The sequence below is a fragment of the Pseudomonas sp. AP3_22 TE3818 genome (assembly GCF_053628995.1).
Genome location: NZ_JBRJHL010000001.1, coordinates 1,656,999 through 1,675,435, shown reverse-complemented (window position 1 = coordinate 1,675,435; position 18,437 = coordinate 1,656,999). Strand labels below are relative to the sequence as shown.

The window sequence follows — 18,437 nt, the reverse complement described above, 5'->3', positions numbered from 1 at the left end:
TCTTACCGGTGACGCCACTCATGATCACCCTGCTAGTTGTAGCCGGGATCGCCCTGTTGATCGCCATTGGCTACATGAACCATGTGGTGGAAAACAGCAAGCTGGAAAAGGCCCGTACCAAGATCGAACTCAATGATCGTCTGCGTCGCTGCGGAGAAATCACCGAGACTTTCCCCGGCCAGTTGATGACCCCGGCACTCAAACTGTTGTTGACCCGCCTGGAACTGAACGTCTGCCAGCGCCTGCTCAACCTGGAAAAATCCAGCGCCAACCTCAAGGCACGGATCGTCGAACTGGAGGCCCTTGTCGGCCAGGGTGAATCGATCCCGGTCAACAATCCGCCGGCCCCGATCCAGACCGAAGCCAAGGCCAAGGATGTACGTTTCCTGCTTGAAGCCCTGCACGGGCAAATCACCCGCGCAGCACAGGACGGCTTCCTGCCCCCCAACGAAGCCAAGCGCTGGATTCGTGAAGTGCGCCACATCCTGGTGCTGCTGCACATCGAGTTCTTCAACAACCTCGGCCAGCACTCCCTGCAACAGAACCAGCCGGGGCAGGCTCGCCTGGCATTCGAACGTGGCGTGCAATACCTGCGCAAGCAACAGGAACCACAGGTCTACGCCGAGCAACTGCAATACCTGGAAAAACTCCTGGCCCGCGCCAATGACCAGGTCATGGATCGCATTGCGCCGGTCGAAGGCGAGGTCAACCAATTGACCGAAGGCCTCAAAGACGTCGAAGCTGACGCGGACTGGAAAAAGAAAGTGATCTACGACTGATCGGCGAAAACAGAAAAGCCACCGCAAGGTGGCTTTTTTTTGTTCTTCACGCAGTCCTGGGAAACTGTAGGAGCCGGCTTGCCGGCGATGGTCGTTAACGATAACGCGTATGAACCGGATAAACGCGGTGCACTCGAGTCCATCGCCGGCAAGCCGGCTCCTACAGGTATTGCGCTATCCGTGTATCCAGATAATCACTTCAAAGCCTGAAATGCCCCACCATCCCCTTCAGCTCAACCCCCAGTTGCGCCAACTCGATGCTGGAGGCGGCATTGCCCTGCATCGCCAGCGATGATTGATCGGCACTGGCGCGAATACTGGTGACACTGCGGTTGATCTCTTCGGCCACCGAGCTCTGTTCCTCGGCCGCCGCGGCGATCTGCTGGTTCATCTGCTGGATCAACGATACCGCCGCCGCAATACTTCCCAGCGCACTCTCGGTCTGCAAGGCATCGCTGACCGCCAGCTTCACCAACTCGCCACTGCTCTGGATCTGCTGCACCGACGACTGCGCCGCCGAGCGCAAAGCGCTGACCAGACGTTCGATTTCCTCGGTCGATTGCTGGGTTCGCCTGGCCAGCGCACGCACTTCATCGGCCACCACCGCAAAGCCCCTGCCCTGCTCACCCGCCCGGGCCGCCTCGATCGCCGCGTTCAATGCCAGCAGGTTGGTCTGCTCTGCCACGCTTTTGATCACACTCAAGACCGTGCCGATGTTCTGGATTTCCGCACTCAGGCTTTCAATGCTCGAACTGGCCGAGTTGGCCGAGTCCGCCAACTGCTCGATCCGCACCATGCTCTGGCGCACCACCTGCTGACCACTTTCAACCTTGCCGTCAGCCGTTTGCGCCGCCAGGGCTGCTTCCTCTGCGTTGCGCGCGACATCATGCACCGTGGCCGTCATCTGATTCATCGCAGTGGCGACCTGCTCGGTTTCCTCTTTCTGCGTGCTGACTTCGAGATTGGTCTGTTCAGTCACTGCCGACAGCGATTGGGCGGAAGTGGCCAACTGTTCGATACCCGACTGCAAGCCGCTGACGATATGGCTGAGCCCCGCGGCCATTTGTTGCATAGCCTGCATCAACTGGCCAATTTCGTCACGGCGTGTCACGTCGATGGTCGCACTCAAATCCCCTGAGGCAATCTGCTGCGCCACATGAATCACACTGCGCAGCGGCGCCACGATCAACCGGGTGATGAACCACGCAGCAACCAGCCCGACCAGCAACGCCAGAGCGGAGGAGCCAAGGATCAGCATCGAGTTCTTTTTCAGTTCGGCCTGCATCGCCTGATCTTCAGCGACATAAGCCTGATCCACCCGCTCAACCACTTGGGCTGCGCGTTGGTGCAACTGTTGATAGACGGTTTTTTCCTGTTCCAGCAGACCGGTGTACTCGGCGAGCTTGTCACTGAAACCGGCGATATGACCCGTCACCTCGTTGAGGACGGTCTGGTAACCCTCATCCTTGACCGTGGTCTTGAGCTGTTCGGCCTGGGCCAATGCCTGGCTGGCCTGTTCGATCTTGCCCTGCCCGGCGCTGTCGTCGCCTTTGCGGCTTTGATCCAGGCGCACGCGCGCTTCATTCATGGCTTGCAGCATCAAGCGTGAAACCTGGCTGACCTGACCGGCCTGCTCGATGAATTGTGCGCCGTCCTTGCCTTCGGAATCTTTCAGCGTATAAGCGCCGTCATCGGCGAGCCCGGATTGCAATACATCAAGATTATTGGCCACGCTGGACACCGACCAACTGGCCATTTCCAGCGCCAGGTCCTTGGCCTGGGTGAGCGAGACAAACTCGTCGAAGGCCTTGCGATAGGCACCCAAAGACTGTTCGACATCATTCATCACCGGCACATTGGCCGCAGACGCGGCCTTGAGCTGGCCGGCCAGAGCGATCAAGCCATCGACGCCCTCGTGCAAGGCATCGACGGTTTTCGGATTGCCGTGCAAGGCATATTCCTGCTCCAGCAGCCGTACCTTGAGCAAACCGCTGTTGAGCGATGACATTTGCTTGAGCCCGTCGAAGCGCTGGCTGATGGTTTGCAAGGACCACACGCCAATGCCCGCCACCAGCGCAGTCAACAACAGCACCAGGACAAACCCGATACCCAGTTTTTTCGCCATACCGAGGTTGGCAAAACGTCCTTGCACGGCCGAATTCATTGCACTTAGTCCCCTGCCAAAGTCTGTAGACGCAGATTCGCAACGGGCCAGTGGCAACACAAGGCTCTGGCGCCGGAATAATGGCAAAAAGCTACGCCAACGTCGCTTTCAGAACGCTTGAGGTCGATCCCGAGCAGTGGCCTGAAAGAACGCACGGGCACGCGGGTCACAGGCATAGGCCACATTGATACGCTGCCAGTCACTGGCCCCACCCGAGGAATTGAAGGCCGTCTTCGATGACAACACCACACCCAGACGCCGTGCCCGGGCCAGCACCTGATCGTAGTCGGACATTCGTGATCGCGCCCAGATAAACAGGCCTCCCGCCGGCTTGCCGAAAACCTCCCATTCGGCATCCTCGAGCATTTGCAACACCGCCAGCCGGTCGTTGTTCAAGCGCTGGCGCTGACGTTGCACCAGTTTGCCGTAGGCACCGTTCGCCAACAGGCACGCCAGCACCGACTCGCAAAACCGTGAGGCGCCCATGCCAGAGATCATCTTGACCTCGGCCAGACGCGTAATGACTGCGCAATCGGCCACCACGAAACCGATCCGTAAGGAACTGCTGAGGGTCTTGGAATAGCTGCCCACGTAGATCACGTTGTCGTCCAGCGCAGCCAGTCGCGTACCGGGACCGCTACGCAAATCCGCATAAACGTCGTCCTCGATCACCTGTACGCCAAAGGCCCTGGCCAGTTGCAGCACGCGACGCGCCACCCCGGGTGATAGGTTGCTGCCGGTCGGGTTGTGAAAGAAGCTATTGATGAGCAGCCCTTGAGGCCGGTGCTTGGCCAGCACCGCTTCGAGCACGTCGACGTCCGGTCCGCGCGGTGTTCGCGGTACCTCGACCATGTGGATGCGGTGCAGCCTGAGCAGATCGAACAGCAGCGGATAACCGGGACTCTCCACGACCACACAATCACCGGCCTTGAACAGTGTCCGCACAATCAGGTCGAGCCCCTGACTGGCACCCGCGGTGGTCATGATCCGGTTGTCCTGTACCGGGATGTCCAGCTGCCTGAGGCGCTTGAGTATCTGTTGCCGCAAGGCTGGCAAACCCAACGGCGTGCTGTAGTTGAACAGACTGGCCGTATCGGTACGACTGACTTGCCGGATCGCGTAGATCAGATCGTCGGTCTCGCGCCAGCTTTCAGGCAGCCCGCCACAGCCCAGCCCCAACTCACCCGACCACGGCCCGTACTCGGGTTCGGTCCCCTCAAACCACGCAGGCTCGTGCCTTGCGTTCGTGACCAATACCGGGTCGGCGACTGCATAGCCGGCCCCATGACCTGACACCAGCATCCCCTGCGTCACCAGGCGTTCACAGGCCTGGGCGACGCTTGACTGACTGAGCAAATTGATCCGCGCAATCTGTCGCACCGAAGGCAGACGCGTACCAGGCGATACCCCGCTGGAATGGAGCCAGCAGGACAGCGCGTCAACAATTTGCTGTACGACGGGCACCAGCGCCTGTCGGTCGATTCTCAACTCCATGAGCAAGCAGACTCCTGTTGATTTTGCGGGAAGCAGTTAATCACAGGAGGGTTCGAAGGCATGTGCGACAACGCCGCCAAAACCATTCGATCTAATTATTTGAAACACATTGCCCGGCCCCTTTGTGGAACCAAAAAAACCTGTGGGAGCGGCGGTGCGGCGATCCGACTTGCTCGCGAAGAGGGCGTGTCAGTCGGACATATTTATTGATTGATCCACCGCATTCGCGAGCAAGCCTACTTCCCACAGATTCCGTGTTTTCTGCATTGTGGAGTGCAGTTTCAGAACGCTGTTACGCCACCGTCCACGGCCAATGAGTGCCCTGTGGTGAACGCCGCGCCATCGCTGCACAGATACAGCACCGCGCTGGCGATTTCCTCGACCTTGCCGATGCGACCGACCGGGTGCATGGCGTTGGCGAACTCGGCTTTTTTCGGGTCGGCTTCATAAGCGCGACGGAACATATCGGTGTCGATCACCGCCGGGCACACGGCGTTGACCCGGATCTTTTTCTTGGCGTACTCAATGGCCGCCGATTTGGTCAGGCCGATCACCGCATGCTTGGAGGCTGCGTAGATGCTCATTTTCGGCGCTGCCCCCAGGCCTGCCACCGACGCCGTATTGACGATCGCGCCGCCCCCTTGCGCCAGCAGCAGCGGCAACTGGTACTTCATGCACAGCCAGACGCCTTTGACGTTGACGCCCATGATCGCGTCGAACTCGTCGAGCGAACCGTCGGCCAGTTTGCCTTTCTCGATTTCGATGCCGGCATTGTTGAAGGCATAGTCGAGGCGACCGTAAGTATTGATCACCTCCTCCATCAGATTTTTCACATCGTTTTCCAGGGTGACGTTGCAGCGCACGAAGGTCGCCTCGCCACCGGCCGCACGAATCAGCGCCACCGTGCCCTCGCCGCCCGCCGTGTCCATATCGGCCACTACGACCTTAAGGCCCTCGGCAGCAAATGCCTGGGCGGTCGCGCGGCCAATACCGGCCGCCCCGCCTGTCACCACCACCACCTGGCCGGAAAACGTCATGCTCATTGTTATGTCCTCGAAGAGAATTAAGCGGGGAATCGCGCTGGACCAGTCTAGCCATGGAGGTGCTGAACGCGGCAGCACTATCAGGACTCCGGTTGGGCGCCCATGAGTTGCAGTGATGGAACTGCCGTACCAACTATCACTGCACTGGATCAACCTGCATTCGCCGCATCAGCCGAACTTGCGGCATCGGCGCTGACCGGCTATCAACAAAGCTTCATTCATCTTGAGTGCCTGTCATGACCTCCCAGACCAATCGCCAATTCCTGCTCGCCAAACGTCCGGTTGGCGCGGCGACCCGCGAGACATTCACCTACCAGGAAGTACCGGTCGGCGAGCCGGCGGCGGGCCAGATCCTGGTCGAAAACCAATACCTGTCCCTGGATCCGGCCATGCGTGGCTGGATGAATGAGGGCAAGTCCTACATCCCGCCGGTCGGGCTCGGCGAAGTCATGCGCGCCTTGGGCGTGGGCAAAGTCATCGCATCGAATAATCCGGGCTTCGCGGTCGGGGACTACGTTAACGGCGCCCTCGGTGTGCAGGATTTTTTCCTCGGCGAGCCGCGAGGTTTCTACAAGGTCGATCCGAAACTGGCACCGCTGCCACGTTACCTGTCAGCACTGGGCATGACCGGGATGACGGCCTACTTCGCCCTGCTCGACGTCGGCGCGCCGAAGGCCGGTGACACCGTGGTGCTGTCGGGTGCGGCGGGCGCCGTAGGCAGCATTGCCGGGCAGATCGCCAAGATCAAAGGCTGCCGGGTGGTTGGCATCGCCGGCGGCGCGGACAAGTGCAAGTTCCTGATCGATGAACTGGGTTTCGACGGTGCTATCGACTACAAGAGCGAAGACGTCCTCGCCGGCCTCAAGCGCGAGTGCCCGAAAGGTGTCGACGTGTATTTCGATAATGTGGGTGGCGACATTCTCGACGCGGTGTTGAGCCGCCTGAACATGAAGGCGCGGGTGGTGATTTGCGGTGCCATCAGCCAGTACAACAACAAGGAAGCGGTCAAGGGTCCGGCCAATTACCTGTCGCTGCTGGTCAACCGCGCGCGCATGGAAGGTTTTGTGGTGATGGACTACGCCGCCCAGTACGCCAGCGCCGCCCAGGAAATGGCCGGCTGGATGGCCAAGGGGCAGCTCAAGAGCAAGGAAGACATCGTCGAAGGACTGGAGACGTTCCCGGAGACGCTGATGAAATTGTTCAACGGGGAGAATTTCGGGAAGTTGGTGCTGAAGGTTTGACCCAGCCCTTGTAGGAGCTGGCTTGCCAGCGATGCAGACACCGCGGTTACTCAGGTAAACCGTGGTGATGCAATCGCCGGCAAGCCGGCTCCTACGGATTGGGCGGTTACGCCAGTTCGGCCACTACGTCGGCCAACGCCTTCGCTGGATCCGCCGCCTGGCTGATCGGACGGCCGATCACCAGATAATCGGAACCGGCATCCAGTGCCTGACGAGGCGTCAGGATACGACGCTGATCGTCCTGGGCACTGCCCGCCGGACGAATCCCCGGGGTCACCAGTTGCAGCGACGGATGTGCCGATTTCAGCGCCTGGGCTTCCAGGGCCGAGCACACCAGGCCGTCCATCCCGGCTTTTTCCGCCAGGGCGGCCAGGCGCAGCACCTGCTCTTGCGGCTCGATGTCCAGACCGATGCCCGCCAGGTCTTCACGCTCCATGCTGGTCAACACGGTCACGCCGATCAGCAGCGGTTTCGGACCGGTGCGCTTATCCAGCACGTCACGGCACGCGGCCATCATGCGCAGACCGCCGGAGCAATGTACGTTGACCATCCACACGCCCATTTCCGCAGCGGCCTTGACGGCCATTGCGGTGGTGTTCGGGATGTCGTGGAACTTGAGGTCCAGGAACACTTCGAAACCCTTGTCGCGCAGGGTGCCGACGATTTCCGAAGCGCAACTGGTGAAGAGTTCCTTACCGACTTTGACCCGGCACAGCTTCGGGTCCAACTGATCGGCCAGCTTCAGTGCGGCGTCACGGGTAGGGAAATCCAGGGCGACGATGATAGGAGTCTGGCAGGCGGACATGAGTGGGCTCTCAGGCAAGTCGAAATCGGCGCGCATTGTAGCGGAACCAGCGCCGCTGCGGGACCCGATGATCGGTAAATCGTCGAGACGGCTCAAGCAAGACTAGCCCCCGTGGCCATTGTGTCGAGTCAGATACACACACGACACGCCCGCAACACCCGGGCCGGACGCCTATGGGTAGAAACCGGAGACATCCTTTACGTTTTAAACGGGCGGCGTTCCGACGAAGAGGCCCTGAACTGAATACAAATCTCAGGGCAGGCGATCTTCTACCCGTGCCTGAGTCTTGCTCCAGTCGATCAACAGGCTATAGGCCACCGCCAGCAATGTCGGGCCGATGAACAGGCCGATAAACCCAAAGGCAATCAACCCGCCAAACACCCCAAGCAACACGATGACCAGCGGCAGATTACCGCCACGGCTGATCAGGTACGGCTTGAGCACGTTGTCGACACCACTGATGACGAATGTACCCCAGATGCCGAGGAATATGGCCATTCCGTACTCGCCTTTCCAGGCCAGCCACGCGGTCGCCGGAATCCACACCAGCGGCGGCCCCATCGGGATCAGGCTGAGCATGAAGGTGACAATGCCGAGCACCAGCGCACCCGGTACGCCGGCAATCAGGAACCCGATCAGCGCCAGGATCGCCTGGGCCGCTGCTGTGCCGATCACACCGTTCACCACTCGCTGTACCGTGCCTGCCACCAGCTCAATGTAGTAGCCGGCCCGTTGACCGATCAGCCGTTCCAGCAATGTGTGCACAAACGCCGCCAGGCGCGGTCCGTCACGATAGAAAAAAAACACGAAGACGATGCTCAGGGTCAGTTCCAGAATACCGCCGCCGATCTGCGCGCTACGCGCCAGCAACCAGTTACCCATCTGCCCCAGATAAGGCTTGAGCGACACCATCATCGCCGCGCCCTGCTCATCGATGCTGTTCCAGAGTCCCACCAGCCGCTCGCCCACCAGGGGAATCGAACCCAGCCAGACCGGTGCTTCGGGCAGCCCCTCGACCTGTGCATCCTTGATGAATGCGGTAGCATCACGCACGTGATCGGCGAGGTTGAAACCCAGCCACACCAGCGGTGCCGCGACCAGCACCATCCAGCCCAGCGTCAGCAATGCCGCCGCCAGAGACTCGCGGCCATTGAGCCAACGGGTCAGCAAGCGCATCAGCGGCCAACTGGCGAATGCCAGGACTGCGCCCCAGAACATCGCCGACCAGAACGGTGCCATCACCCAGAAGCTCGCGCCGAACAGCACCACGAGCAGGATCTGCACCAACAGGCGATCGTTATTGATCATCGAAAATCCCGAAAAAGTCAGTCAGCAAAAGAGTAGGCGAACGCAGCGTGCACGCTCGCCCGGTACAGCCTACCGCAATAGCTCGATGCGCAGGCCAGAGCCTTCGGCGCTGCCGGTTTCCATCCGCGCGGCACGCACGCCCTGGGCAATCAGTGCCTGACGCCAGGCTTCGGCGTTCGCTCCGGAAATACTGACCCGCAAGGTGGTGTCCAGATTCAGTCCGCGAGAGATCAGGCGCAGCCAGGTCTCGTCAGGTGCGCTGTTGAGCCTGGAAAAATCAAGTTCGCCGGTGCTCTTGAGTTCACGCAGCAAAGTCGCGGAGGTCGGCAACAACTCACCCAGCGGTGCCGAAGCGTCGAACTGCTCGACATGCAGGTAGGCTTTGCGATTACCGCGGGTGATGCTGTACAGCGCGACGAGCGTGTTATCCCGTGGCGCGGCAAGTCGCAGCAGCAAATAGGCTTGTTGATCGTCGGCCCCGTACAGCTTGGCGTTGCCGAAGACTTCATTGGCCCAGAGGCTGCTTTCGCCGCAATCGCGTGCCTGGCACCAAAAGAGCAACCCGGCGTCCTGCTTTTGCAAAGCCTCGCGGGCGGCGGTGAACGCCTCGATGGATGAATGCTCCGCTGGCAACTCGTAGGTCACCGAAGTGACGTTGCCGCGGGCACTGACCTGGCCGTCGAAACGCAACTGGCCACTGATCTTGCGGATCGAGCCCAAGGGGTAGATCCGCTCCAGTTCGGCAGTGGGGCGATAGTCGACAATCTGGGCGTCGACCATGCGCGGCACTATCGGCAGGTCCTGACTGCCCGGAACATCGGCGGCGAACAACAAGGGACTGAAACTGCACAGCACCAGCAAACTGAATGAACGCATGGATGGACTCATCGGATCAGCATGGCCTGGGCGCCCTTGATGACACTGGCTTCATCGGCGCGTTGCGGTACCTGCAGGCCACGTTGCACCGCCGGCCGTGCCTCCAGGGTTGCCATCCAGCGTTGCAGCGCCGTCAAGCCCTCCACCGAAACGCCCGACCACTCGTAACCGCGCACCCACGGAAAGGTGGCGATGTCCGCAATGCTGTATTCGCCGGCAAGGAACTCCACGCCTTGCAAACGCGTGTCGAGCACTTCGTAGAGGCGACGGGTCTCATGCTGATAGCGGTCGATGGCGCCCTGGAGTTTTTCCGGAAAGTAGCGGAAGAACACGTTGGCCTGGCCCTGCATCGGGCCGATGCCACCCATCTGGAACATCAGCCACTGCAACACCCGCGAACGTCCCTTCGGGTCGCTCGGCATCAGTTTGCCGGTCTGTTCTGCGAGGTAAATCAGGATGGCGCCGGACTCGAACACGGCGAAATCGCCGTTGGCGCGGTCGACAATCGCCGGAATCCGGCCATTGGGGTTGATCTTGAGGAAGTCCGCGGACTTCTGCTCCTTCTTGTCGAAACTCAAGGCATGCACCCTGTAGGGCAGGCCGAGTTCCTCGAGCACGATAGAGACCTTGTGGCCATTCGGGGTCGCAGCGGTGTAGAGATCTATCATGGTTGTCTCCCTTTTCAACCCGCCAAGCCTCGACAGTTGCCCGGCGCAAGTCAAGGAATGGCGAAAAACCGATTGAAACAGTCTGCGACAAGATCGGCACCGGACTCGTCATTCAGGTGCAAATGGTGCCCACCTGGCAGCTGTTCCCGGCTAAAGGGTAGACGCTCCAGCAACTCGGGGTGTTTGGCGAGCATGCCGTCGGCAGCGACCACCAGCGTTGCAGGACATGTGACCCGCTGGACGAAGGCCATGGCCTGTTCGGTGGTCAGGCGCAGTGGCGATGGCAGCGTGAGGCGATTGTCGGTGCGCCAGGTATAACCACCCGATACCGGCATCAGACCACGCTGCGCCAGCAGTTCCGCGGCCTCGCGGCTGACCGCCACCAGGCCTTTCATGCGCGCTTCGATGGCGCGGTCGAGGGTGTCGTAGACCGGTTTGCGCTTCTCCCGCAGATCCAGTTGCGCCTGCAGGGCCATGCCCATGCGCTCGGCAGCGTTTTCACCCTTGTCTGTCGGAGGAATGATGCCGTCGATCAACGCCAGGTGGGTGACCCGCTCGGGCATCGACCCGGCAATGATCAGCGAAGCGATGGCGCCCATCGAATGCCCCAACAGCGCAAATTTCTTCAGTCCAAGCTGTTCGGCGACTTGCAACACATCGTGGGCATAGTCCCACATGGCGTAACCGGCTCCCGGCGGGCGATGCCCGGAATGACCGTGACCGGCCATGTCCAGCGCGATGATGCGCAGGCCTTTGAGTTTGGGGGCCAGACGGGCAAAGCTGTTGGCGTTGTCCAGCCAGCCGTGCAGGGCAATGACCGGCAAACCGTCCTCAGGACCGAACAGGTGTGCCGCCAGCTCGATGTGCGGCAGGCTCAGGCGAACTTCTTCGACGGCGTGGCTCATGCGCAATCCTGTTGTCGACGGCCGCCCCAGCGATGGAACAGGCCTTTGAGCATTTGGGCGGTATCAAGGGGACGTTCGAGCGGAAACATGTGGCCGCCAGGCATGGTCAACGACTCGCCCAACGGCAGGCGGTCGACCGAACTGGCGTGATGGCGCATCACCACGCGGCTGTTGTGCCCGCGAACCACCGCCAGCGGCACTTGCAACGTGCGGGTGCTGCCCGGGCTGGTGTGTGGCACGCCGCGATAGATGCTGATTTCGGTGGCCGGGTCGAACCGCAGGCGCAGCTTGTCGCCGACCTGGTGCAAGCCATGTTGCAGGTAGGCATCGAAGCATTCGGGGTCGAAACCGCGAAACAGGGTTTTACCGGCAAAGTATTTCCGGGCGCTCTCCAGATCGGTGAACTCCTCACGGCGGCCCAGGGTACGGCCGGCCGGCGTCAGGCGGTCGATGAAACCGAAGCGTTTGGCCGCACGTATGACCCATTGATCGGCTCGGGTCAGCACTGGCGAGTCGAGCATCACCACCCCTCGATACAATTCGGGGCAGCGCAAGGCCGCATGCAGGTGCAACACCCCGCCGAAGGAATGACCGACACCCCACACGGGCTCGGCCTGTTGTTGCAGGTGATGGATCAGCTCATCCACCAGGTTGTACCAGTTGTCGTCCGCCGGGTAACGCGGGTCGTGGGCGTGCTGCTCCAGATGCGTCACCTGAAACTCGGGTGCCAGCGCCGCAAACAACTTGCCGTAGGTCCCCGAAGGAAAACCATTGGCGTGGGCGAAAAAAATCTGTTGCGACATACCTGCAAATCCATAAGCGAGAACAGACATTGATTGTCCGCAAGACCGCGTCTTGCAGCAATGACCGTAACTGCCAGGAATGATGACAGACCTGCCGTGGCTATGACGGCGCCACCTGTTATTTCTGACAGTTGACTGGCAACCGGCATCAGGTGGATAACAAGGGCTGTTCCGCCGAGTCACGGGCATATTCACAATGACCCACGCCAACACGCCGGCTATCCAGGCATTTGACCCACGCAGGTTGAGCGTGCGCGGTGTAGCCTATCACCGTCGCCAGAACGCGTCGGCTCCGCAACCGTGCATCACTCAACAGGAATATGACGGCGCTGGTCGCGCCGTTCTCAGTCGTGATCCACGCCTGTTCCGTTTACATCAGGAGGGTCAGGCGACAGCCAATCAGCAAAACCTTTTCAGTTTATCGGGCGCTGTCGTTCTTTCGCACAACAGCGACGCCGGCTGGCGGCTGGGTTTGCTCGGCGCGCACGGACAAAGGGTTGAAGGCTGGGATCAGAAACTCAGCCAGAGCCGCGTTGCCTATGACCCCCTGTGCCGCCCGGTCGCTACGTTCGAGCGCGCGTGGCAAGGAGCCGAACACTGCATCGCACGTTTCACCTATGCCGCTAACGACGCCGATGTCGGGCATAACCTGCGCGGTCATTTGATTCGGCAGGACGACACCGCCGGCACCCTGCTCTTTACCGGGTTCGGTCTGAACGGTACGCCGTTGCAGCACAGCCGAACCTTCATCGCCGACCCGCAATGGCCGGTGGACTGGCCCGAGTCAGTGCCTGATCGCGACGACTTGCTGGAAATCGAACCTGCAATCACGCGCCTTCATTGCAACGCCGCCAGCGAGGCCGTCAGCCAGACCGATGCATTGGGTAACCGGCATACGTTCATTCATACCTGTGCGGGCGAACTGCGTGAGGTTCGTCTGAAACTCGCCGGGCAGACTGAGGAAACGGCGCTGATCCGGGACATTCAGTACAACGCCTTTGGTCATGTCGAACAACAGCGCGCTGGAAATGGCGTTATTACCCGGGCGACTTTTCGGCCCGACGATGGCCGTCTGGAACAGCTGAAAGCCTATGTAACGGGTCAACCAACGCTGCAAGACCTGACTTATGAATACGACGCGGTGGGCAATGTCACCTGCATCACCGATGCCGCGCAAGCGACTCACTTTCACCGCAACCAGCGCATCGAGCCCGTTAATCGCTACCGCTACGACAGCCTCTACCGCCTGATCGAGGCCAGTGGCCGGCAATTGCGCAATGCGCCAGGTGGGCCTCAGCTCCCGGATTTCCAAACCACGATCGATCCCGGACAACTGGAAAATTACACGCGTTTCTACACCTATGATGAGGCCGGCAACCTGAAGGTGATGCAGCATCAGGCAGACAGCGCCTGCCGTACCGAACGCACGGCAGTCGCCCGGTTCAGCAATCGCAGCCTCCCCGAAAAAACCAATGACGAGCTGCCCGACGAACAGGAAATTGCCGCAGGTCATGACCTGAACGGCAACCGTACCGGGCTTCAACCGGGGCAATCCCTGCAATGGAACCTGCGCAATCAACTGCGGCAAGTCGATCAGGTGGTGCGTGAAGAGGAGCCGGACGATTGCGAGTTTTATGTGTACGACGGCGGTGGCCAGCGTCAACGAAAAATCCGTCAGGCCTTCTCCGGCACACTGACCCGCACCCACGAAACCCGTTATTTGCCGGGCGTGGAAGTGCGGATTTCAAACAAGGAGACGCTCCACGTCGTGACGATCAAGGCCGGGCGCAGCACGGTGCAAATCCTCCACTGGCCGACTGAACCGCCAGCCGGCATTGCCCAAAACCAGCAGCGCTACGGTTTTACCGATCATTTGGGCTCGAGCACCCTGGAGTTGGACAATGCGGCCTTGCTCATCTCCCGGGAAAGTTACTACCCCTACGGCGGTACTTCCTGGTGGGCCGGGCGCAACAAACTCGAAGCCAGCTACAAGACGCGACGCTATTGCGGCCAGGAACGGGATGCCACCGGGTTGTACTATTACGGGTTTCGCTACTACGTACCCTGGTGCCAACGCTGGCTGAACGCGGACCCGGCGGGAATTGCCGATGGTTTGAACCTGTATGCCATGGTGCATGGCAATCCAATCGGCCACCTGGATCTACAGGGATTGATCACCGCTGGAGAAGTGCTCGGTGCGGCCGCCGCGACGATTGGCCGTGACAGTGTGAGTGCGTTGGCCGGTGGCGCTGTCCGGTATCTTGCAGAACAGGGACTGGTACAGTGGGCAAGCACCTCCACGGATGATCCGCAGAACCAGACGGTCGACCCTGGCGCCAACCTGGCGCTGACCGTAACAGGTGCCGTGGTCGGGGCATTGGCGGGTGGATCCATGGGGATGGGCGCGGGCAGCAACATCGTTTCCCGATACAGCAACAACCGCGCTGCGCAGTGGATCGGGGCGGCCACGGGTGGATTGGTCGGCGCGGCAGCAGGAGCCGCTACCTCGCTCTATTCCTACTGGAGCAACCCCGAAAGACTGAATGCGGTAGCCATCAGCCTCATCACCGGCGCGGCCGGCAGCCTGACAAGGGAAACAGGACAACGCATCAGCGCAGAACTGGGCCCCAGCCTTTCACTCCCGCCTTCAGGTGTCGCGACTGCCCTGCGCACGGGCGTCTATGGAGGACTGCTGTTTGCCGGCGGCATGATTCGCCAAGAGCTTCCGCCCTTGGCAGACGTCGCCATCAATGCTGCCGTCGAGGGCGTTGATGGCGCATCCATCGTCATTATCAACGCCTTGCGCGGAGGCACCTACAACCAGGGTACTAACGAGTTGACCAGACCCAAAGGCGTGGAAGTGCTGTATGGCTGGGCCACGCGCACGGCCGGGACCGGCTTGACCGCCTCGCTGACATTCATGTCCACCCCGCTGACCGACGCGATTACGCCCCCCCATCTGCAGACGGGCGCCATTGCTGCAATGGCTACCCCCACAGAGGCCAGAACCTATTTGGGACAACATGTACAGCGTGGCACCGCCCAGTTGTTCAAGTATGACGATGCGGACTTTTCGCTGGACCACTTCACCCAACCGAACAGGGAGTGGACGGGGCACCCGGACATGCCCACTCGCAACGACATTCCGATGATAACGTTCAGACCCCGTGCTTCGAGCTTGCCTTAACGCACCGGCGGCGTCTCACCCAACGGCACCACTGCCATGGTCAACCGCGACACACAACTGGCCTTGCCCTCATCGCTGGTCAGCCGAATATCCCAGACATGGGTCGTGCGGCCGATGTGGATCGGCTTGGCCACCGCCGTCACCCGGCCACTGCGCAGGCCGCGCAAATGGTTGGCGTTGATTTCCAGGCCCACGCAATAGAATTTGCTGGCATCGATGCACAGGTAGCTGGCCATCGACCCGACCGATTCGGCCAGCACCACCGAGGCACCGCCATGCAGCAAGCCGTAAGGCTGATGGGTGCGGTGATCGACGACCATGCTGGCGGTCAGGGACTCATCGTCGAAGGACTCAAAACGGATGTCCAGCACTTCGCCGATGGTGTTTTTCTGGATTGCGTTCAACTGCTCGATGTTCGGGGTGGTGCGCCACAGACTCATCGCAGGGTTTCCTTGTCGGTTTTGTTGGTGGATCAATCCTGCCACAGCACCGCTTCGCTACGCTCGCTCCATTCTTCAAAACGCTCACCGTACGCCGCTTCGATCACGTTGCGCTTGATCTTCAACGTCGGGGTGAGAAAGCCGTTTTCCACGGCCCAACTGTCCTTGACCACCACCAGGCGCCGCAGCCGTTCATGTTTGTCGAGGTCGCCGTTGACCTCTTCGAGCAGCTTTTCCAGGCTGGAATGCAAACCGGCGCGTGCGGCCCCCCCGGCATCCTGTTGGCCGACCGCCGACAACACGCACAAACCCAGCGGTGCACTCAAGCCATCGCCCACCACGCAGACCTGTTCGATACGCGAATGCACGGCCAGGCGATTTTCAATCGGTGCCGGCGCCACGTATTTGCCTTTGCTGGTCTTGAAGATTTCCTTCAGGCGCCCGGTCAGGCGCAGATTGCCTTCGGCGTCCTCCTCGCCCTTGTCGCCGGTGCGCAGGAAGCCGTCCTCGGTAATGGTGTCAGCGGTTTTTTCCGGCTCCTTGAAGTAGCCGAGCATGGTTGCGCCACTGCGCACCATGACCTCCCCCGTCTCGGCGATCCGCACTTCGACTTCCGGGCACGGTTTGCCGATCCAGCCCGGTTTGTTCTGGCCCGGCATGCCGATGTGGGAGTAACCGCAACTCTCGGTCATGCCGTAGACCTCCAGCACGTCCAGTCCCAGTTTGCGGTACCACTGCAACAAGGTCTGCGGCACCGGAGCCGCGCCGGACAACGCGATGCGCAACGCATCCAGACCCAGCCCGGCGAGGACTTTATGCCCGACCCGTTTGCCGATGATCGGCAGCCCGAGCAGGAAGTCGAGACGTTTTGCCGGGATCTTGCTGTACACGCCCATCTGGAATTTGGTCCAAATGCGCGGTACGCCAAACAGTGCGGTCGGGCGCGCACGCTGCAGGTCGGTGAGGAAGGTATCGAGGCTCTCGGCGAAAAATACCGTTTGGCCGGTATAGATCGACGCCAGTTCGACGAACATCCGTTCGGCAACGTGGCACAGCGGCAGGTAGGACAACAACCGGTCCGACTCGTTGAGGCCAAACAACGCAGTGCCGCGTGTGGTGGCGAAGCCCAGATTGCCGAAGCTGTGCATCACGCCTTTGGGCATGCCCGTGGTGCCGGAGGTGTAAATGATGGTCGCCAGTTGATCGGCGGCAGGTTTCGGATCGTCCTGGATCGGCGAGCTGCCTTGCAGGTCGGCCCAGCTGAAATCGAACGTACCCGGCGGATGCAGGGGCAGGCTGATGGTCGGCAGGTCGGGGCTGACGCCACGGGACATGCCTGGCCAATCATCGAGCTTGCCGATGAACGCCAGCGCCGCTTCCGAGTGTTCGAGCACCTGGGCAACCGACTCGGCGGTGAGGTTGGGGTACAACGGCACCGACACATGCCCGGCCATCCAGATCGCCAGGTCGGCGATGATCCAGTGCGCACAGTTCTTCGAGATCAGGGCGATATGGCTGCCCTGCGGCAACTCCCGCGCTCGCAACCAATGGGCCGCGCAACGGGCCTGATGACCGACGTCGGCCCAGGTCAAGGTCTCGACCTGGCCGCCTCCGACAGGCTGGACCAGGAAGCGCTGACGGGGATGACGGGCCTCACGCTCGTAGAAAACGTCCAGCGGCAAACGAAAAGCAGCAGACATGCGACTCGCTCCTGTGATTTTGCTCTGGAGCAAGCGTAGCCAACCAAGCAAGTGCTTGGTTGACTATTTCATACAAAATTTTTCGGATTATAACGTACCTGTGGGAGCGTGGCTTGCCCGCGATGAAGGCTCCGCGGTTTATCAGGCATAACCGAGTCGATGCCTTCGCGGGCAAGCCACGCTCCCACAGAAAAGCGGCGCTAAGGATGCTTGATGTCGTTGAGCCTCATCGACCCGACCAACAACTCATTGCTCTCGAGCTCGGCCAGGCCGGCGGTGCTGACCCGCTCCGGTGGATGTCCCGCGCCATGTTGCAGGTAGCTCAACAAATTCCCCACCAGCGGATTGTGGCTGACCAGCAGGACATCGCTCACCGCCACCATTTGCTCGGCGACCTTGTCCGGCTCGGTGTCCGGTGTCAGCCACTCGACAGTGCGGATTTCCGGCTCGAACCCCAGTGTTTCGCGCACCAGTTGCGCCGTCTGCTGCGCTCGCAGGTAGGGACTTGCGTAAATCGCCGTCAGCGGTTGCCCGATCAGTTGCGCGGCGCTGCGCAGCACCTCCTCACGACCGTGGTCCGTCAGTTCCCGCTCCGAATCGTGGGGGCGGGAGCCGTGCGGTACAGCTTCACCATGACGCAATACCCAGAGTTTCATAGCTTGGGTTCCTCATCTCGAGCCGGATGCGGTGCCGGTGCCACAACATGCGGCGCTTCACCTTCCGGTGTACGCGGCGTCGGCCAATCGGCGAACGGCCAAGGCTTCTGGTCGCTGTGAAAGCTGCCGAAACGACCGATCTGCGCCAAAAACTGGCTCAGACTGTCGCCAAAGTTCATCAGGCTGGCGCTCGGGGCGCCATAGAACAAACGATAGATCAACTGCACCAGCACGACGGCGCCGAGGATGAACTGCGCGACTTGCCACACCAGCACGAAGACGATCATCCACAACACGCGCAGCAGGATGGATTCATACTTGGCTTCTACTTTTGGATCGTTCATGCGCAACTCCCTGCTTTTCTGGCA

17 protein-coding genes and 1 pseudogene are annotated in these 18,437 nt (G+C 60.8%); 4 read left to right on the top strand and 14 right to left on the bottom strand.

What is annotated here, in order from left to right; genetic code table 11:
* The first annotated feature begins 20 nt into the window (after positions 1-20).
* Together AB7M25_RS07815 and AB7M25_RS07810 are read left to right on the top strand one after the other, a co-directional pair.
* Positions 21-779 carry a hypothetical protein gene (locus AB7M25_RS07815; RefSeq protein ID WP_429388568.1) on the top strand — a complete coding sequence of 253 codons (759 nt, stop codon included), beginning with the start codon at positions 21-23 and terminating at the stop codon, positions 777-779.
* Positions 780-866: 87 nt separating this feature from the next.
* A complete protein-coding gene (locus AB7M25_RS07810; protein ID WP_429397421.1) occupies positions 867-989 on the top strand; it encodes a hypothetical protein in 123 nt (40 codons plus the stop codon).
* Here AB7M25_RS07810 and AB7M25_RS07805 read toward each other — a convergent pair.
* The 4 genes and pseudogenes from AB7M25_RS07805 to AB7M25_RS07790 form a co-directional block, all read right to left on the bottom strand.
* Positions 979-1,842, bottom strand: coding sequence for a methyl-accepting chemotaxis protein (locus AB7M25_RS07805; RefSeq protein ID WP_429388646.1), 864 nt, complete (start codon positions 1,840-1,842; stop codon positions 979-981). The two genes, AB7M25_RS07810 and AB7M25_RS07805, sit on opposite strands and share 11 nt — an antisense overlap.
* Positions 1,837-2,904: pseudogene (locus tag AB7M25_RS07800) on the bottom strand (HAMP domain-containing protein); the annotation flags it as partial. The pseudogene AB7M25_RS07800 and the gene AB7M25_RS07805, both read right to left, overlap by 6 nt.
* Positions 2,905-3,051: 147 nt before the next feature.
* The gene (locus AB7M25_RS07795) at positions 3,052-4,437 is read right to left on the bottom strand and encodes an aminotransferase-like domain-containing protein (RefSeq protein ID WP_429388566.1); all 1,386 of its coding nucleotides are present in this window, start codon (positions 4,435-4,437) and stop codon (positions 3,052-3,054) included.
* Between the two features lie 281 nt (positions 4,438-4,718).
* Positions 4,719-5,480 (bottom strand): SDR family oxidoreductase, encoded by a 762-nt coding sequence (locus AB7M25_RS07790; RefSeq protein ID WP_116579949.1) that lies wholly within the window; start codon positions 5,478-5,480, stop codon positions 4,719-4,721.
* Between the two features lie 236 nt (positions 5,481-5,716).
* Here AB7M25_RS07790 and AB7M25_RS07785 point away from each other — a divergent pair, with 236 nt between their 5' ends.
* Complete coding sequence (locus tag AB7M25_RS07785; protein WP_104449035.1) at positions 5,717-6,721, top strand: NADP-dependent oxidoreductase; 1,005 nt, start codon at positions 5,717-5,719, stop codon at positions 6,719-6,721.
* Positions 6,722-6,827: 106 nt separating this feature from the next.
* Here the strand turns inward: AB7M25_RS07785 and pyrF are convergent, their stop codons facing one another.
* From pyrF to AB7M25_RS07755, 6 genes are all read right to left on the bottom strand, one after another.
* A complete protein-coding gene (gene pyrF / locus AB7M25_RS07780; RefSeq protein WP_007988809.1) occupies positions 6,828-7,526 on the bottom strand; it encodes an orotidine-5'-phosphate decarboxylase in 699 nt (232 codons plus the stop codon).
* A 252-nt stretch (positions 7,527-7,778) separates the two neighbouring features.
* Positions 7,779-8,834, bottom strand: coding sequence for an AI-2E family transporter (locus AB7M25_RS07775; protein WP_429388560.1), 1,056 nt, complete (start codon positions 8,832-8,834; stop codon positions 7,779-7,781).
* Between the two features lie 69 nt (positions 8,835-8,903).
* Positions 8,904-9,710: a DUF4892 domain-containing protein gene (locus AB7M25_RS07770; protein WP_429388559.1), complete on the bottom strand. Its 807-nt coding sequence runs from the start codon at positions 9,708-9,710 to the stop codon at positions 8,904-8,906.
* Between the two features lie 8 nt (positions 9,711-9,718).
* On the bottom strand, positions 9,719-10,378 hold the full coding sequence (locus tag AB7M25_RS07765) for a glutathione S-transferase family protein (protein ID WP_429388557.1): 660 nt from the start codon (positions 10,376-10,378) through the stop codon (positions 9,719-9,721).
* 50 nt (positions 10,379-10,428) lie between these two features.
* Positions 10,429-11,283 (bottom strand): alpha/beta hydrolase, encoded by an 855-nt coding sequence (locus AB7M25_RS07760; RefSeq protein WP_429388556.1) that lies wholly within the window; start codon positions 11,281-11,283, stop codon positions 10,429-10,431.
* Entirely contained in the window at positions 11,280-12,086 is an 807-nt protein-coding gene (locus AB7M25_RS07755; RefSeq protein ID WP_429560646.1) for an alpha/beta fold hydrolase, read from the bottom strand. The genes AB7M25_RS07760 and AB7M25_RS07755 overlap by 4 nt, the downstream gene beginning before the upstream one ends.
* 196 nt (positions 12,087-12,282) lie before the next feature.
* On the opposite strand from AB7M25_RS07755, the gene AB7M25_RS07750 reads away from it, so the two are divergent.
* A complete protein-coding gene (locus AB7M25_RS07750; RefSeq protein WP_454237141.1) occupies positions 12,283-15,273 on the top strand; it encodes an RHS repeat-associated core domain-containing protein in 2,991 nt (996 codons plus the stop codon).
* Here AB7M25_RS07750 and AB7M25_RS07745 read toward each other — a convergent pair.
* The 4 genes from AB7M25_RS07745 to AB7M25_RS07730 all read right to left on the bottom strand — a co-directional run bounded on the left by AB7M25_RS07745 (position 15,270) and on the right by AB7M25_RS07730 (position 18,413).
* Positions 15,270-15,713, bottom strand: a complete 444-nt coding sequence (locus AB7M25_RS07745; protein WP_429388548.1) for a hotdog fold thioesterase — start codon at positions 15,711-15,713, stop codon at positions 15,270-15,272. The two genes, AB7M25_RS07750 and AB7M25_RS07745, sit on opposite strands and share 4 nt — an antisense overlap.
* Before the next feature lie 32 nt (positions 15,714-15,745).
* Positions 15,746-17,413, bottom strand: coding sequence for an AMP-binding protein (locus AB7M25_RS07740; RefSeq protein WP_454237140.1), 1,668 nt, complete (start codon positions 17,411-17,413; stop codon positions 15,746-15,748).
* 200 nt (positions 17,414-17,613) lie between these two features.
* Complete coding sequence (gene sixA, locus AB7M25_RS07735; RefSeq protein WP_102699776.1) at positions 17,614-18,069, bottom strand: phosphohistidine phosphatase SixA; 456 nt, start codon at positions 18,067-18,069, stop codon at positions 17,614-17,616.
* Positions 18,066-18,413, bottom strand: a complete 348-nt coding sequence (locus AB7M25_RS07730) for a DUF4389 domain-containing protein (RefSeq protein ID WP_007974561.1) — start codon at positions 18,411-18,413, stop codon at positions 18,066-18,068. Before AB7M25_RS07730 ends, sixA begins: the two co-directional genes overlap by 4 nt.
* Between the last annotated feature and the right edge of the window lie 24 nt (positions 18,414-18,437).

Bases quoted from the DNA above. Each gene is read 5' to 3' on its own strand.
- AB7M25_RS07815 (WP_429388568.1), top strand. From the start codon at position 21: ATGATCACCCTGCTAGTTGTAGCCGGGATCGCCCTGTTGATCGCCATT.
- AB7M25_RS07810 (WP_429397421.1), top strand. From the start codon at position 867: ATGGTCGTTAACGATAACGCGTATGAACCGGATAAACGCGGTGCACTC.
- AB7M25_RS07805 (WP_429388646.1), bottom strand. From the start codon at position 1,842: ATGGCCGCGGGGCTCAGCCATATCGTCAGCGGCTTGCAGTCGGGTATC.
- AB7M25_RS07795 (WP_429388566.1), bottom strand. From the start codon at position 4,437: ATGGAGTTGAGAATCGACCGACAGGCGCTGGTGCCCGTCGTACAGCAA.
- AB7M25_RS07790 (WP_116579949.1), bottom strand. From the start codon at position 5,480: ATGAGCATGACGTTTTCCGGCCAGGTGGTGGTGGTGACAGGCGGGGCG.
- AB7M25_RS07785 (WP_104449035.1), top strand. From the start codon at position 5,717: ATGACCTCCCAGACCAATCGCCAATTCCTGCTCGCCAAACGTCCGGTT.
- pyrF (WP_007988809.1), bottom strand. From the start codon at position 7,526: ATGTCCGCCTGCCAGACTCCTATCATCGTCGCCCTGGATTTCCCTACC.
- AB7M25_RS07775 (WP_429388560.1), bottom strand. From the start codon at position 8,834: ATGATCAATAACGATCGCCTGTTGGTGCAGATCCTGCTCGTGGTGCTG.
- AB7M25_RS07770 (WP_429388559.1), bottom strand. From the start codon at position 9,710: ATGCGTTCATTCAGTTTGCTGGTGCTGTGCAGTTTCAGTCCCTTGTTG.
- AB7M25_RS07765 (WP_429388557.1), bottom strand. From the start codon at position 10,378: ATGATAGATCTCTACACCGCTGCGACCCCGAATGGCCACAAGGTCTCT.
- AB7M25_RS07760 (WP_429388556.1), bottom strand. From the start codon at position 11,283: ATGAGCCACGCCGTCGAAGAAGTTCGCCTGAGCCTGCCGCACATCGAG.
- AB7M25_RS07755 (WP_429560646.1), bottom strand. From the start codon at position 12,086: ATGTCGCAACAGATTTTTTTCGCCCACGCCAATGGTTTTCCTTCGGGG.
- AB7M25_RS07750 (WP_454237141.1), top strand. From the start codon at position 12,283: ATGACCCACGCCAACACGCCGGCTATCCAGGCATTTGACCCACGCAGG.
- AB7M25_RS07745 (WP_429388548.1), bottom strand. From the start codon at position 15,713: ATGAGTCTGTGGCGCACCACCCCGAACATCGAGCAGTTGAACGCAATC.
- AB7M25_RS07740 (WP_454237140.1), bottom strand. From the start codon at position 17,413: ATGTCTGCTGCTTTTCGTTTGCCGCTGGACGTTTTCTACGAGCGTGAG.
- sixA (WP_102699776.1), bottom strand. From the start codon at position 18,069: ATGAAACTCTGGGTATTGCGTCATGGTGAAGCTGTACCGCACGGCTCC.
- AB7M25_RS07730 (WP_007974561.1), bottom strand. From the start codon at position 18,413: ATGAACGATCCAAAAGTAGAAGCCAAGTATGAATCCATCCTGCTGCGC.